The organism is Rhizobium sp. N731, from assembly GCF_001664145.1.
Taxonomy (GTDB): domain Bacteria; phylum Pseudomonadota; class Alphaproteobacteria; order Rhizobiales; family Rhizobiaceae; genus Rhizobium; species Rhizobium esperanzae.
The window spans coordinates 1,834,280-1,847,568 of record NZ_CP013601.1 but is presented as its reverse complement, the minus strand read 5'-3'; the positions used below and the strand labels follow the sequence as shown (position 1 = coordinate 1,847,568).

At 58.6% G+C, this 13,289-nt stretch carries 17 protein-coding genes and 2 tRNA genes; 7 read left to right on the top strand and 12 right to left on the bottom strand.

What is annotated here, in order from left to right:
- Window positions 1-121: 121 nt before the first annotated feature.
- Both AMK02_RS09155 and AMK02_RS09150 read right to left on the bottom strand, forming a co-directional pair.
- Entirely contained in the window at window positions 122-1,084 is a 963-nt protein-coding gene (locus AMK02_RS09155) for a sterol desaturase family protein (protein ID WP_064802093.1), read from the bottom strand.
- A 1,110-nt stretch (window positions 1,085-2,194) separates the two neighbouring features.
- Window positions 2,195-2,268 (bottom strand) — tRNA-Cys (locus AMK02_RS09150).
- A 268-nt stretch (window positions 2,269-2,536) separates the two neighbouring features.
- Here AMK02_RS09150 and AMK02_RS09145 point away from each other — a divergent pair.
- Together AMK02_RS09145 and AMK02_RS09140 are read left to right on the top strand one after the other, a co-directional pair.
- The gene (locus AMK02_RS09145; RefSeq protein WP_064802091.1) at window positions 2,537-2,800 is read left to right on the top strand and encodes a hypothetical protein; all 264 of its coding nucleotides are present in this window, start codon (window positions 2,537-2,539) and stop codon (window positions 2,798-2,800) included.
- A 112-nt stretch (window positions 2,801-2,912) separates the two neighbouring features.
- Window positions 2,913-3,251, top strand: coding sequence for a KTSC domain-containing protein (locus tag AMK02_RS09140; protein WP_064802089.1), 339 nt, complete (start codon window positions 2,913-2,915; stop codon window positions 3,249-3,251).
- 54 nt (window positions 3,252-3,305) lie between these two features.
- On the opposite strand, the gene AMK02_RS09135 is transcribed toward AMK02_RS09140, so the two are convergent.
- Window positions 3,306-3,593 (bottom strand): hypothetical protein, encoded by a 288-nt coding sequence (locus AMK02_RS09135; protein ID WP_064802087.1) that lies wholly within the window; start codon window positions 3,591-3,593, stop codon window positions 3,306-3,308.
- Window positions 3,594-3,689: 96 nt separating this feature from the next.
- The gene (locus AMK02_RS09130) at window positions 3,690-4,007 is read right to left on the bottom strand and encodes a hypothetical protein (RefSeq protein WP_064802085.1); all 318 of its coding nucleotides are present in this window, start codon (window positions 4,005-4,007) and stop codon (window positions 3,690-3,692) included.
- A gap of 117 nt (window positions 4,008-4,124) precedes the next feature.
- On the opposite strand from AMK02_RS09130, the gene AMK02_RS09125 reads away from it, so the two are divergent.
- Window positions 4,125-4,199, top strand: a tRNA-Asn gene (locus tag AMK02_RS09125).
- A 356-nt stretch (window positions 4,200-4,555) separates the two neighbouring features.
- Here AMK02_RS09125 and AMK02_RS09120 read toward each other — a convergent pair.
- The 4 genes from AMK02_RS09120 to AMK02_RS32080 all read right to left on the bottom strand — a co-directional run bounded on the left by AMK02_RS09120 (window position 4,556) and on the right by AMK02_RS32080 (window position 6,240).
- Complete coding sequence (locus AMK02_RS09120) at window positions 4,556-4,870, bottom strand: hypothetical protein (RefSeq protein ID WP_064802083.1); 315 nt, start codon at window positions 4,868-4,870, stop codon at window positions 4,556-4,558.
- 305 nt (window positions 4,871-5,175) lie between these two features.
- Window positions 5,176-5,379 carry a CsbD family protein gene (locus AMK02_RS09115; RefSeq protein WP_009986102.1) on the bottom strand — a complete coding sequence of 68 codons (204 nt, stop codon included), beginning with the start codon at window positions 5,377-5,379 and terminating at the stop codon, window positions 5,176-5,178.
- A gap of 179 nt (window positions 5,380-5,558) precedes the next feature.
- Window positions 5,559-5,738, bottom strand: coding sequence for a hypothetical protein (locus tag AMK02_RS32085; RefSeq protein WP_082240285.1), 180 nt, complete (start codon window positions 5,736-5,738; stop codon window positions 5,559-5,561).
- 292 nt (window positions 5,739-6,030) lie between these two features.
- A complete protein-coding gene (locus AMK02_RS32080; protein ID WP_237352969.1) occupies window positions 6,031-6,240 on the bottom strand; it encodes a hypothetical protein in 210 nt (69 codons plus the stop codon).
- Between AMK02_RS32080 and AMK02_RS32075 the strand changes: the two genes are divergently transcribed.
- The 3 genes from AMK02_RS32075 (at window position 6,239) to AMK02_RS09090 (ending at window position 8,750) form a co-directional block, all read left to right on the top strand.
- The gene (locus AMK02_RS32075) at window positions 6,239-6,808 is read left to right on the top strand and encodes a hypothetical protein (RefSeq protein WP_237358339.1); all 570 of its coding nucleotides are present in this window, start codon (window positions 6,239-6,241) and stop codon (window positions 6,806-6,808) included. The two genes, AMK02_RS32080 and AMK02_RS32075, sit on opposite strands and share 2 nt — an antisense overlap.
- Before the next feature lie 464 nt (window positions 6,809-7,272).
- Entirely contained in the window at window positions 7,273-8,184 is a 912-nt protein-coding gene (locus AMK02_RS09095) for a hypothetical protein (RefSeq protein WP_064802077.1), read from the top strand.
- Window positions 8,185-8,390: 206 nt separating this feature from the next.
- The gene (locus AMK02_RS09090; RefSeq protein WP_064802075.1) at window positions 8,391-8,750 is read left to right on the top strand and encodes a low affinity iron permease family protein; all 360 of its coding nucleotides are present in this window, start codon (window positions 8,391-8,393) and stop codon (window positions 8,748-8,750) included.
- A 52-nt stretch (window positions 8,751-8,802) separates the two neighbouring features.
- On the opposite strand, the gene AMK02_RS09085 is transcribed toward AMK02_RS09090, so the two are convergent.
- Together AMK02_RS09085 and AMK02_RS09080 are read right to left on the bottom strand one after the other, a co-directional pair.
- The gene (locus AMK02_RS09085) at window positions 8,803-9,207 is read right to left on the bottom strand and encodes a low affinity iron permease family protein (protein ID WP_020921112.1); all 405 of its coding nucleotides are present in this window, start codon (window positions 9,205-9,207) and stop codon (window positions 8,803-8,805) included.
- A 149-nt stretch (window positions 9,208-9,356) separates the two neighbouring features.
- Window positions 9,357-9,656 (bottom strand): DUF6074 family protein, encoded by a 300-nt coding sequence (locus AMK02_RS09080; protein WP_064802073.1) that lies wholly within the window; start codon window positions 9,654-9,656, stop codon window positions 9,357-9,359.
- A gap of 194 nt (window positions 9,657-9,850) precedes the next feature.
- On the opposite strand from AMK02_RS09080, the gene AMK02_RS09075 reads away from it, so the two are divergent.
- Window positions 9,851-11,116, top strand: a complete 1,266-nt coding sequence (locus AMK02_RS09075; protein WP_064802072.1) for a glycerate kinase type-2 family protein — start codon at window positions 9,851-9,853, stop codon at window positions 11,114-11,116.
- Between the two features lie 24 nt (window positions 11,117-11,140).
- Here AMK02_RS09075 and AMK02_RS09070 read toward each other — a convergent pair whose 3' ends face one another.
- Together AMK02_RS09070 and AMK02_RS09065 are read right to left on the bottom strand one after the other, a co-directional pair.
- Window positions 11,141-12,094, bottom strand: coding sequence for an NAD-dependent epimerase/dehydratase family protein (locus AMK02_RS09070; protein WP_064802070.1), 954 nt, complete (start codon window positions 12,092-12,094; stop codon window positions 11,141-11,143).
- A 94-nt stretch (window positions 12,095-12,188) separates the two neighbouring features.
- Entirely contained in the window at window positions 12,189-13,145 is a 957-nt protein-coding gene (locus AMK02_RS09065; RefSeq protein WP_064802068.1) for a lytic transglycosylase domain-containing protein, read from the bottom strand.
- Window positions 13,146-13,289 lie beyond the last annotated feature (144 nt).

Sequence of the window (13,289 nt, the reverse complement as noted above, 5' to 3'; positions counted from 1 at the left end):
TAAACCCGGGTTTGTTGGAGCGGAAGCGGCGGCTGGAATCGACCCATTTCTGTCAATCGGAGCTAGTTCGTGGATTCCAGAAAGCTGCCGTTTATCACAACAGAGCGATGCCAGCTTCGCGCTATCGGCGCTGTTCCGGGCCCGACAGCCCCGGCGGCGAGGCAGGTTTTCCGCTTATGGGACCTATGCCGCACTTGGCCTTGGCAGCTTGCCCCGCGCGTTGGAAGAAACGGATTTCTGTGGCGATGCTTTCGCGGAACGGATCAGTTTGGTTGAAGTAGTCGCGGTCCAGACCGAGCTTTGCACCGTCTGCATCGCCCTCGTAATAGGTGCCGAACAAATGATCCCAGATCGGGAAATAATTGGCGAAATTCTTGTCGTGATGTTCCGGCACTCGGGAGTGATGGATGAAGTGGTCGCGTGGTGACTGGATCACGTATTTGCCAAACCATCCATGCCAGGGAATGGCACTGTGCTTGACCAGACCAATGGCGCCAAAGGTGATGGTCACGATGGCGAATTCGGCTGTTGGCAGGCCGATAAGCAGCGCCGGAACGACCATAATGGCCATGTTTATGGCCTTCTCCAGCGGATGCTCCCGCGACGAAGTCAGCGCGTTGAACTCTTCGGCTGCGTGGTGAAATTCGTGCAGCCGCCATAGTACCGGCAGCTGGTGCATCAACCGATGCTGCCAGTAGCTCAAGAAGTCTGACAGCACTAGGAACAAGAGAACATGTGCCCAGCCTGGCAGCCTCCGGGCAAGGTCCAGGTGGGGGGCATCCTGAGCCGCGCGGATGATGGCATAGGACAGACCAAATGATGCGAGCGCCGCGAATAGCGTAATCATTCCCGTCGCCTGAAGGACGAAATAGACGATGTCGGTGATTGTGGATTTGCTGCGTTCGAAGAAAACCCGACGGAACCCGGAATTGCCGAACCCCACATAGGTGAGTTCCACCGCGAAAACCGTCAGAACCAGGCCAATGGAAATGGCGAAACTGAGCGCCATTGCCCTACCATTCAGATAGTAAGTGCCGTAAAAAAAGCTTCCAAGCTTGTGCAGGCAGTATTCGACCAGCTCCATGGCCCTGCTCCAAACGCGAACTCGTACAGCTTAGTTCTGACGATGCGCTTTTGCCAGATTGCTCAAAGGACGATCGGGGCGTCCTTTTGATGTATTACCGGCGGTGGAAGTGCAGTCCCGGAGGCATGTAGGAGGGTCGAGGAGCACTACGAAAAGCTGCTGGAATTACATGGCCGGCCGAAAGGCTTATAAAAAGAACTACATAGGCACCGCCGATCGTAAGACCTCGGGCCGTGCTGAGATTTGTTCCACAGCAGCCGCTCGACACTTCGATGTGCGGCCCATCGCAACCCATAACCAGCCCCGTCCTACCTAAGGCGGGGCTTTTTTTGTCATTGGCGTTTCGGCAGAACATGGTCGATAGATCCGGCATCGACATTCCAACGCAACATCACCTTTGTCGTCGGCAAGGCGGAGAAGGTGGTCGATCAGAGCAGCTTCCAGTTTCGGGGCGCCGATGACCAGCTCGCGGCGATAGCGCTTCCTTAACGTTTTAGGGTCGATTTCTAGCGCGCGGCCGAAGGAAACGACCCGACAGCTCGACGCCATCATCGCGTCACTGGCGAAAAACAAGGTGTGTGAAAATATCGAAAGTGCCGGGTCGCGCGGAGCGTCGCTTTGGGAGCTGACCGGAAAATTGCCTCCGCACGACCCAACTCTAGGATGGGGTGGATCGCTAAGAGGAAGGCATTATGCGATCTGAAGGTACTGGCTTTCTCCCGCGATCCGGGGAGTTAACCATTATTGTCCCGATGCGGTTCCGGAGCTGGACAAAAAAACCCCGCCGCAGCTTAGAGGGTGGGCGGCCATCCCCTTTCGACCTCAGCCACACCAATCGTTGCTTCGCCTCGGGTTCCAGCTGCGAGCAATGCCTTCCGTCAGCAGCTTCTTCCCGATCTCCTCCCCGTTCATTCGATAGATGTTGACGGCGGATCGCGCCGCTGAACATCACCCTCAGGCATGTGCCGTGGAGCTGCCGGGAGCCAAATGTGCCTCGCGGGAAATTCGTTTTAATTGTTGGTAAAATTTTGTGGCACGCATGAATGGCACATGAAAGGCCCCGGAAGCCCGGAGCTTTTGCTAAGCCGCTGCTTTTCTTAGGGAATTTTTTGGAGGCCTCGCCCGGAATTGAACCGGGGTACAAGGATTTGCAGTCCTCTGCGTCACCACTCCGCCACGAGGCCTCACCTGTGACCGACATCGAAAAATATCGTGTGGTGGCCGCGATTTAGACCAGCTCTAGAATGAGCGCAAGACCTTTCATTCTGAATGTGATCCTTTTTTCATTTCCAATAGGCGTTTGCGGACAATCCTGCGTGGCCGGCTCTATCTTGGATGATGATAGCCGATTAACTATACACCAATAAAAGTCCGGCCTCTCGGCATCACCCCAAATAGTTACGATTGTAATGCGAACCGATTTGGTTGATCCCCATTTTCTGGGGAGAAATCATGCACGACGCGACATTCGGCGGGACCGCCAAAGACATCTTCTTTTCACTGCTTGCCACGCTCAAACGCATCTCGATGATCTATGTGAACGGAGGCAAGGAAGACGAGTGGGGCTATGCCCTCGTTACCGAACCTGTCACCGACATCAACACGAAGATGCCGATTACCGGCCACGTGATGCGCAAGGTCGTCGACGGCAAGTTTGTCCACCGCCAGATGACAGAGGAAGAGTGCGAAGATTTCGACGCCGGCCGATCCTGGTGAATTGCCTGCCACTCGGGACACGAAGAACCACCGGCGGCATTTGAACAAATTCCCAACTTGACTTAGAGCGCCTGCCCGCCATCTTATCGCCGTGGGAGGGATAGGAGCTGCGATGGAATGGGCTGCCCTCAAAGAAAGGCAGGGACGTGCGGCATATGATGTCGAGACCCGGGATCTCCACGTAAAGTTCGCTGGTTCCGCGCCGGTGAGACATGCGAACATTCCGCCACATGTCTACCAGAACCTTCTGGAAACGGACGATCCACACTTCTATTACCGGTATTATATCGCGCCATCGCGCGTCTCACCGGCCCGTCGACAACCGGTCTCGATGGCAGTCCACGGACTGAAGCTCGTTCTGCTTCTTGCCGCCTGCAGTCTCTTGACGGCAACCGAGCTCGATCAGGGCCATGGCGGGATTTTCGAGGAAAGCGAACTGCGATCGAATTAGAATCGCATTCATCCGGATGCATACAGATCGAACTTGACAACCGGACCTGCGTGATCAGCCAACGATGATACCGACGCTCTCAAGCGAGGTCCTGTGCTGGGAACGGAAGCGGCGATCGTCCCGACCACGATCGTTGCTGCCGTCGCGCTCGTTGCGGCCGTTAAAATTGCGATAGTTGCGAGGCCCGTTATAGCCGCCTTGGCCTTGATCGATGACGCAGCCTTCGGGGCGGCGGCAGATACCGCTTGCGTCAAAACCGCGACTGTCGACGGCCTGGGCCTCGGCTGATGTGGCTGAGACGATCGCTGCCACCGAGAAAACTGCAATAAACAACGGCTTCATATCCTCACCCGGATCATCGTGGTGCGTTTCAGCTCCATAAACCACCAATGCAGAAAACGATCCACGGTTCCCGCAGGACGTCTCCGGCGACCGCCGCTACCCGGCCGGCTTTCGCCGCCTGTGCCACCAGACTGCCAGCCGGCGCCGAAGCCGGCGGGCAATGGAAAGATCATGCGAGAGCACCAGGAGGCCAAGCGGCAGCATCCAGAAACCGAGGACCGGCAGGAAACCCAGCAAGCCACAGAAAACGAGGGCCGTGCCGATTGCCATCCGCCCGATGCGTGAGCGCGGCATGCCGATGCTGAAAGAGCCGAGCACAAGCCTGTGGTTTACGTGGTCGATACCGAAGCGCCCTCCCCGCCTTCTGCGCTTTTCGTTGCCCATTGTCTCTTGGCGATCATTCCTAATTGTCATTTCCCAGAGATGGGCACAGGCCGTCCAAATACAAGTTCATTTCATTTTTTTGAAAAAACCGCTTGGCAAATCGGGCAAGCATTTGTATTAGCCCACTCACACCGCGCCAAGCAGTGATCCCTGGTAGCTCAGCGGTAGAGCATTCGACTGTTAATCGACAGGTCGCCGGTTCGAATCCGGCCCGGGGAGCCAATTCTAGAAATAAGTGCCTGTTTGTTGAGCAATCCGAAGGCAGGCACTTACTTCGCCCGCTTTCCCTACCCACTTTTGCCAGCCGTTTTTCGTTGATCACGTCAAGCGAAGCGAATTGTTGCCTGATGGCGTGCGGATGAGGAACCGGCTGTCAGCGGTTATCGCTGAGGCGGGCGAAAGCATCAACGAACGAATTTTTGGGACCGGATCGAGCGCGAACAGGGCAGTCTCATTGGCCGCAGCTATCTGTCGGAGATGGATGGAGGTGCCTTCATCTGTCCCCTTTATTGCAAGAGCGAGAATCGGCAAAGCCGCCGGCCGGTGAGACCGGCGGCGCGCTTCCGTGGCATTGCCGACTAAAAATCGAAATACACGGTCACACCCGACTGATGACGATAGGGATAATAGTCGCGATAGCCGTAATAGTCGCGGCTGCCGTAATACCGCGGGCGATAGCACGAGCCGTAATACCGGCAGTCGCGGTAAGCGTACCGGTGTTTCTTCCAGTGACCATACGCATGTCTATTGCCGTGGCGACGGTGTTTGACCTGCTCGACGTCGGCGGTGTGCGTAGCTACCGCTTTCGACACGACAATCGGCGCGGCGTTTAGCGGCAGGGCGAAAGATGCAGACAAGACAATGGCTGCAAGCGAGGCAAAAAGCATCTTCATCGGCGCATCCTTTCAAGCCGCGATTCTGGGTTAATAAGCATTAACCTCCCATGAACGACGGCCCGCTCACAAAAAACACCAGCCGACGCGCCGCTGGTGTGGACGCTGTGATGCTCGAGCAGGCCATTAGTGTTCATGCTGTGCGCAGGCGACAGAACAAGCGCCCACGGGCAGTCAGCCGGCCGCGACTGGCTATCGACGCGGCGCGCACGCGCTGCTGGCATCTGTCGGATATAGATGCGAAAATGACACGCCCATCAAATTGGGCGTGTCGATTGACCGATCCGTTCCCCCGATGATGCGAATTACCAGGTCTGGCGATTGTACCAATCGTCAATGTCTCGCCGGGTACGGTCTTTCTCGTAGCCGTAGCGCTCCTGGATCTTGCCTTCGAGCTGATCGCGCTTACCGTTGATGACGTCAAGATCGTCGTCCGTCAGCTTGCCCCACTGCTCCTTGACCTTGCCTTTCATCTGCTTCCAATTACCTTCGACGCGGTTCCAATCCATGGCTTATTCCTCCTGTTGTTAGGATAGAGGAACGGAGAGGAGCGATAAGGGTTCCGCTTCGGCAAGTCGCCAACCATTGCAGAACCAGCGGGTGACAGGATTCGCCCTCGATCGCTCATGCCGCCGGAGGGCTCGATATCGGGTTCTATGTCCGCATCAGATTTGAAGCGGCGCCTGACCTAATAGCTGCACGAACGGCCGTCGCCGGGTCGGAAGCCGTCCGCGCAGGCCGGGTTCATGGAATCGCCCGGCTGGTATCCCGATGCCGAGCCATATGAATTTGGCGGTGTCGAGCAAGCTGAGGCAATGACAGACAGGCCAATTGCTCCGGCTGCTAAAAATGCTCGAAATCTGCTCATGGATGATTCTCCCATTCCGCTGCGCTCGATTAGCGAGAGCCGCTCCTTCGAGAACCACGGACGTGTTTCCCGGGGTCATCTTTTCCGAAATCGCTCTGCGCCTGAAGATATAGGCGCGCCTTTCAACGGACGTCAGCCCCAGCCGCTAAAATTCGTGCCAGTCGGGATAAATTTGCGTGCAATACGCTGATATCGCTGGCCGTTCCCCCGATATTACAAGATACCACGACGCAAACGACGCCCCGGAAGCGATACTGATTTCCGGGGCAAATTGACGAAGCGACGCCAACGTTCAACGGCATGCATTTGCCGCGTCGGGTTGTGTCGAGTTATTGCCGGAGGTGGGAGCCGGGTTGCCGGTGCCGCCGGCCTGCTGGCGCTGACAGTCGTTCGGATCGCCGCCGGAGCCGGTCGCACCGGTCGCACCGGCGCCGATAGTCGTATTTGCGCCGGCACCATTGGAGTTGGTGTTGCCGGAACCGCCAGTATCCGAACCAGACATGGTGCCGCTGCCGGAACCTGAAGCTCCGCTGCCGCTGCCCGATCCCGAGCCTCCACCTGATTGCGCCATTACCGACGTTGCCAGGCCAATCGTGATTGCTGTTACTGCCATCACTCTCAGAAGCATTGGATATCCTCCTCGCTGCTTCATTGCCGATAGGCAGCAAACAAAAGCCTCTAGAGATTGTTTCAGTTCGAAAGCGTACAGGAACGTCCCTGCGTCGCGCACCGCCTCGGTTGCTGACCGAACGGTCCGCGGAAAGGCCTTCATTCTTGACTCGGAGACCGATGAGAACATAATAGGAACATCGGCGAGGCGGCAGGTGAAAATCGGATTGAAAGCTCTGAAGGAGATAAAGGTCGTGCGTCCGCAGGCAGCCGAGAAATTGGCAGAAGAAACACTGAGAGAAGAAGTCGACGCAGTTGTCGCTTTTCACCAAGGGGACAGCCGTGCCGCCATTACGACGCTGCTGCTGGATTGCCATCATCTGCGACTTCAGCTTGCCCTGAGAGATAAGGACGTGAGCCGCGGCATGGCATGTGAACGGACACGTTTTGAAGGACCATGAGACATCGTCGCGGTATCGGCCTCGCGCCCCCTGATCGCCACGCCGTCGAAATCGAAAAGGCAACATTGGCGACGTTACCGGAGTGGTTCGTCATTTATGCCCGTTGCCGCGCATGTCGCCGCCAGACGTTTATCGACCGGCGGGATATTGCCCGGCGCTGCGGCCAGAACCTGTCTCTCGCCAGTCTGGCCAAACGCCTTCAATGCCAAGGATGCGGCAACCGCTCCGGCAATCTGCTGCTCCTTCAAATGCTGCCGCGCGATTGACAGGAAATCGCGCACGTCAAACCGACCGCTCTCACCGGCCGGGAACAAACGCTTTGCTTAAAAGTTGTGTGGCATCAACCACGTAACGTCGCCTTTGACAGGAGGTCTCTCATGGGTCGCGGTATTCTACTTTGGCTGCTCGGTGTTCCACTGCCTATCATCATTCTTCTGGCTCTGTTTATGCGATAGGAACGGATCATGTCGGTTTCAATAACAGATTCCGGAGAGGTTGCTGCTCCGGTCGAATCCTCCAAATCCGCCATGACATGGGGTCCCATCTTCGGTGGCGCAGCCGCCGCGATCGGAGTGACCCTCATCCTTCTGCTTCTGGGATCCGGGCTTGGGCTGACGATGGTGTCGCCCTGGTCAGGACAAAGCAGTTCGCTCGGCACGCTCGGCATCACAGCGGCGATCTGGCTCGTCGTCGTGCAATGGCTCTCCTCCGCACTCGGAGGCTATGTAACCGGCCGTCTGCGCACAAAATGGGCCGCCGTCCATACCGATGAGGTTTTCTTCCGCGATACCGCGCATGGTTTCATAAGCTGGGCTCTGGCAACGATCTTCGTCGCCGGCTTTCTAGCATCGTCGCTGACATCGCTTGCCGGTGCCGGTGCACAGGCGGTGGGATCGACCGCGCAAGCCGTAGGCTCGGCCGCCGGTACGGCAGCGGCATCGTCGGCAACTTCGCCGCTGGATCTTTCCACCGCCTATTTTACCGATGCATTGCTGCGTCCTGACCAGGCGCGTGCGGCAGCGACATCCAATGATGCTGCGGCAACATCGGAGGTCTCCCGCATCCTCCTCAATGGCGCTGCCGAAGGACAAATTCCGGATGACGACAAGGCCTATCTTGCCACCATCGTCTCTGCCCGGACCGGTCTTTCCGAAGCCGATGCGCGCGCCCGTGTCGATACGGTGCTGAAACGTATCGACGATGCCAAGGCCGCCACCCAGAAGGCTGCCGACGAGGCACGAAAAGCCGCCGCGACCACGGCATTGCTTGGATCCTTATCGCTTCTGGTCGGCGCTTTCATAGCCGCTGCGGCCGCGGCCCTGGGAGGTTCGCAACGCGACGCAGAGGAAGATCTCGTCGTCACTTCCCGGATCTGATGGATGCACCCATGGGGCGCAAGCTGAATGCTGCGCCCCTCAGTTGGATATCCCGGCTTTCCCGAAGTTGGATTATCCGCGACCATCCGGGCAACTGCCGCGCAAAACCAGGCCGCGTTTTGCGGTAACGACATGCAACGCGCCTTGGTTGATGGACACGGCCCCGATCTGCTCCATCTTCCCTTATACGGGCTGTGGAGAGCCGTATGCGCTGGCGCTTTCGACAGATTTCTGACCTCGCCGTATCATGGGCAGGGCATCATGTGCTTCCTGCCGCGCTGATCGCGTTCACAGCTATATGGACCGCGGTGGGTTTGATCTTTTCCTTTCCCCGGCAGTGGTTCTTGCTGACCAACATGGTGGGGACACTCATTACATTCTTCATTTTGCTGCTGGTGCAGCACTCCCAAAATCGGGACATGAAGGCACTCCACACCAAGCTCGACGAACTGATCCGATCAAGTGAGGCGGGGAACCATTGGATTGCGGCGGAGAAGAAAGATGTCGGCGCCATTGAAGACATGCGCCAGCAGCATCAAGATCAGATTTCGCAGAATCGCGCCTGAAGCAGTGCACCGCGTTTAGAGCGGCGTGCGTCCTTTCGGACGAGCCGATGCGCTAGCCGGACGCCTCTGCGGCGGATTTCTCCTCCGCCTTTTCCTCGACGCTTTCGGCCTTTTCTGCAAGCGTCTTGCTCATTTCCCTGAGCTCGCCCTCGTCCAGCTTTTCGATGCCGACGAATTTATTGGCGGCCTGACTCGTCAGAATGAGCTCGTCAAGCTTGGCCTGCAGAGCCTTTCCGTCACGGTTCTGGCTGTTCTGCAACACAAACACCATCAGGAAGGTGATGATGGTGGTCGTCGTGTTGATCACGAGCTGCCATGTTTCGGAATAGTCAAAATAAGGGCCTGATATCGCCCAGAGGAGGACGAGCATCAGAGCTGCGACAAAGGTGAACGGCCTTCCCGACAGCTCGGCGACGGCGGTTGCGAAGGATGAGAAGAAGTTGGATTTGTTCGACATTCGAGTAGGCTCCCGCAGCGTCAATGCTGTCAATCGACAACATCAACTCCAGATCCGGGCGGAAGTTCCTCATGCCGTCGAGGTCGATCCGGACCGTCTGCTCAATGCATGAGATTGCAGGTCAGACGCGTCGGATTCAACCTGATGAATCAGCGTTTCCGCGATTTGGCAACGGCCTGCTTCTGGTGGCTGAGGACCAGTTCGATCTGGACATCTTGTTGAAACTCCATCACCCGCTGGCCGACATCGCTCTCCGGCATTCCCGCGGCGAGAAGCTGATCGGCAAGCCTGCGGCACTCTGTCTTCCAGAATTCGATCGCGTCCGCGCCATGCCGGCGGCCGAGTTCCCGAGCGCAGCGCTCGACATTGGCAGTTCCGGTTGCGGAGGGAAAAGCAATAATCTTGCCGTCGTGAGAGGCGGCGGGGCGGCAGGTCGTTTCAGTGGCCATCGAACACAGGTTTCCTTTGATCCTATATGCTGTCTACGGGACGATGGTTAATGCTTTCTATTCGTTCGCCTCTTTCAATGGCCAGACTCTGCGTCACTGCCGTCAGATCATCGCATCTTCGGCCTTGACGCCGCCACGCCGATGCGCCGACAGTCCCCATCATGATCGACACATTGAGGCAGCAGAGACCACCGATGACGATAACCGCCCCCCGCGATTTCCTGAAAAGCCTGTTCGACGTGGCGGTTCGCGCCGCCGATCCGCTGACCGGCATCAAATCGCATCTGCCGGAGAAACCGAAAGGAAGAACCGTCGTGATTGGCGCCGGCAAGGGCGCGGCGCAGATGGCGCGGGCGCTCGAAAGCGCATGGGAGGGACCGATCGAGGGATTGGTGGTCACCCGATACGGCTATGGCTGCGAAACGCGCTTCATCGAGATCATCGAGGCAGCCCACCCGGTGCCCGACGCTGCGGGGTTTGCTGCCGCGAGACGGTTGATGGAAACGGTGAACCGGCTGACGGAAGACGATCTCGTGATCGCGCTGATCTGCGGCGGCGGCTCGGCACTGCTGCCCGCTCCGCCGGAGGGGCTGACGCTCGAAGACGAAATTGCGCTTAACGAAATGCTGCTTGCTTCAGGAGCGCCGATCTCGGCGATGAATGTGGTGCGCAAACATCTCTCCACCATCAAGGGCGGAAGGCTGGCGGCGGCGACGAAAGCGAGAGTCGTCAGCCTGATTGTTTCCGACATTCCAGGTGACAACCCGGCCCATGTCGCCTCGGGGCCGACGGTGCCTGACGGTTCAACACGGCACGAAGCGCTCGAGATTATCAGGCAATATGGATTGCAGCTGCCGCAGGCCGCGCTCGACCACCTGAACTCGCCGAAAGCCGATGCGCCGCGGCCGGACGATCCGGTATTCCTGCGGCACGAGCATCACATCATCGCCTCTGCCGGCGTTTCGCTGGCGGCGGCCGCCGCCAAGGCGAAATCGCAAGGGATCTCGCCGGCAATCCTCTCAGATGCCATCGAAGGCGAATCACGTGATGTGGCGCTGGTGCATGCGGCCATCGCCCGCGAGGTCCTGGGGCGGAACAGGCCATTCTCGAAGCCGGTCGTCATCCTGTCCGGCGGCGAGACGACGGTGACGCTGAGAGCCAAGGGCGGCAAAGGCGGGCGCAATGGCGAATTCACCCTTGCCATGGCGCTTGCGATCGATGGGCAAGACGGCATTGATGTGCTGGCTGCCGACACGGACGGCATCGACGGCTCGGAAGACAATGCCGGCGCCTTTGCCGATGGCGGCACGGTGAAGCGTCTGCGCGCCGCCGGGCTCGATCCGCGCCCGCTGCTCGCCGGCAATGACAGCTACTCGGCGTTCCAGGCGATCGGCGATCTCTTCGAGACCGGTCCGACCGGAACCAACGTCAACGATTTCCGAGCGATCCTCATCCGTTAGAGCCCATGAACGATTAACTGGCGATCAGGTCTTGATCCGCCCCTGCCCGACCAGCCAGCCGACTGATTCCTGCACCGCCTGTAGGGAGGTATATCTCGGTGCGTAGCCCAACAGGCGCCCGGCTTTGGCAATCGAGCAATTCGGGCTGCGGGCGATATGCTCCCATGTCGCTTCCGCATCCTCGGCCGTCTGGCCTTCGGCCCAGCGGTCGAAGGGCGAGAAGGTGAGCTTCGGCTCATGCCCGAACCATCGCGACATCGCCTCCGCATAGCCGCGAAGCGTCAACGCCTGTTCCGAAACCGCATGGAAACTCTCGCCGATCGATGCGTTCCAATGGGCGATCGCACCCATGAACATCGCTGCGACATCATCGGCATGGACATGATGAACGGTCTCCAGACCGAAATTGGGCAGCGCCAGAGCCTCTCCGCGGGCAAGGGTCGAAAAGACCTGCAGATTGAAATTGCCGGCCGGATTGAGCGGCGCCCATCCGGTGCCGACAATGTGGCCGGGATGGATGACGGTCGCCGGAAAGCCCCGGAGTCTTGCCTGCTGCAGCAGATAGGTCTCGATCGCCGCCTTTCGGATGCCATAGTCACCGAACGGAGACTTCGGCGCTTCCTCTCGTGTCGGCACGGCCACCGGATATCCATGTGTCCAGATCGTGCCGGTATGCAGGAAATGGCCGACATGCCCTGACAGCGCCGTCACCAGCCGCTCGGCGCTTTCCAGCGTGAAGCAGATCATGTCGATGACGACATCGGCTTTCACTCCCCGCACGGCCGGACCGAAATCACTCTCCCGCTCCATCTCTACCCGATCCATCTGTCGCTGATCGACGGAGGCCCAGGCGCGGTTTGCCGTGTAAGGCTTTGCCGCGCCGCGGCTGATGGTGACGACGTCGTGACCCGCCTCCACCAGACGGGGAATGAGATAGGTTCCGACGTGGCCCGTTGCCCCGATGACCAAAACGCGCATTGTCTTCCCTCCCGATGGCATGACGCGCTGCGACTATGCTGCGCCGTCCGGCGATCCTGCAAGCAGACTTTTCGCTGCGAATGGGGCAGGCCCGCTATTGGTTCCTGAAAACGAGGCAGGTGCCGCCATGCTTGCGGATCTGATTGCAGAGGTCGTTGGCCTCCATGCGTGTCTGCCGGGCGATACGGGCGGCATAACGCGGTCGAAAGCCGAAGCTGCGATCGCGCTGGCGCAAGATCAACGGCTGCTCCGCATTCAATGGCGCCGGTAGATCCTGCACGGCATCGCGAAACATCCGCCGGACCACCGCTATATCGGCATTCGCCGCAAGTTGAATGCCCCAGGGAGCCCAAATGCCCTCCTGACGCCAAGGCGTGTCCTTCAATATTCGGCTTTCGGCAAGCGCCACGCAGCCGTCAAGGAAGGGCTTGTCCTTGTCGAGCGGGACGGCCGCATCCTGAGGCGGATTGTCCTTCCACTCCTCGACTGTGTGTGCGGTGATCGCCATCACGTAGCCCCGCGTCTCGTAGGGTAACCTCCCTGACGTAAGATAAGTCGCAAGACCGTTTTCGCCGGCATTATAGGCGGCGGCGGCAAGGCCGAGATTGCCAAAACGGTTGCGCAGTTCGTCAAGATATTGCGCCGATTTCCTCAAGGCTTCCAGCGCCTGATAGCTGTCCTCGAGGCCGCGAAGTTTGGCCGTTCCAGGCATGAACTGCGCAATGCCCTGCGCTCCCTTGAAGCTGACCGCGTCGGGGCGAAAAGTGCTTTCGCGCCAGATGAGCCGAGCGAAATAAGCTGGCGGCAACCGACTGGCCTCGGCGAAATGCTCGATCGCATTGCAGAGGTCACGATTGAAACTCTCTTTGCGGATGCAGAGCCTCTCGCCCGATCCCGAGGCCGAGGGTCCCGAATAGAGACAGGCCGGCTCGGCAGCACTCTCTTCCGGCTGAGCTTTCGGCGTATCGATGACGGAAAATAGAAAACAGAGCGAAAGCAGGGCCTTCGCCGATCTCCTCAAAATGCCGGACTGACGCTTTCGCCCTATCATCGGATCTCAGCAGGTTAACTTCCATCGCGACGCTCATGTTAGATAACATCGATCAGGGCGCGAAGCTTCCCCATTTGGCAATGCGGCATGAAAAAAGCCGCCGGGCAATCGCCGCGGCGGCTTCGGGAACGGATTTGAAAGCCG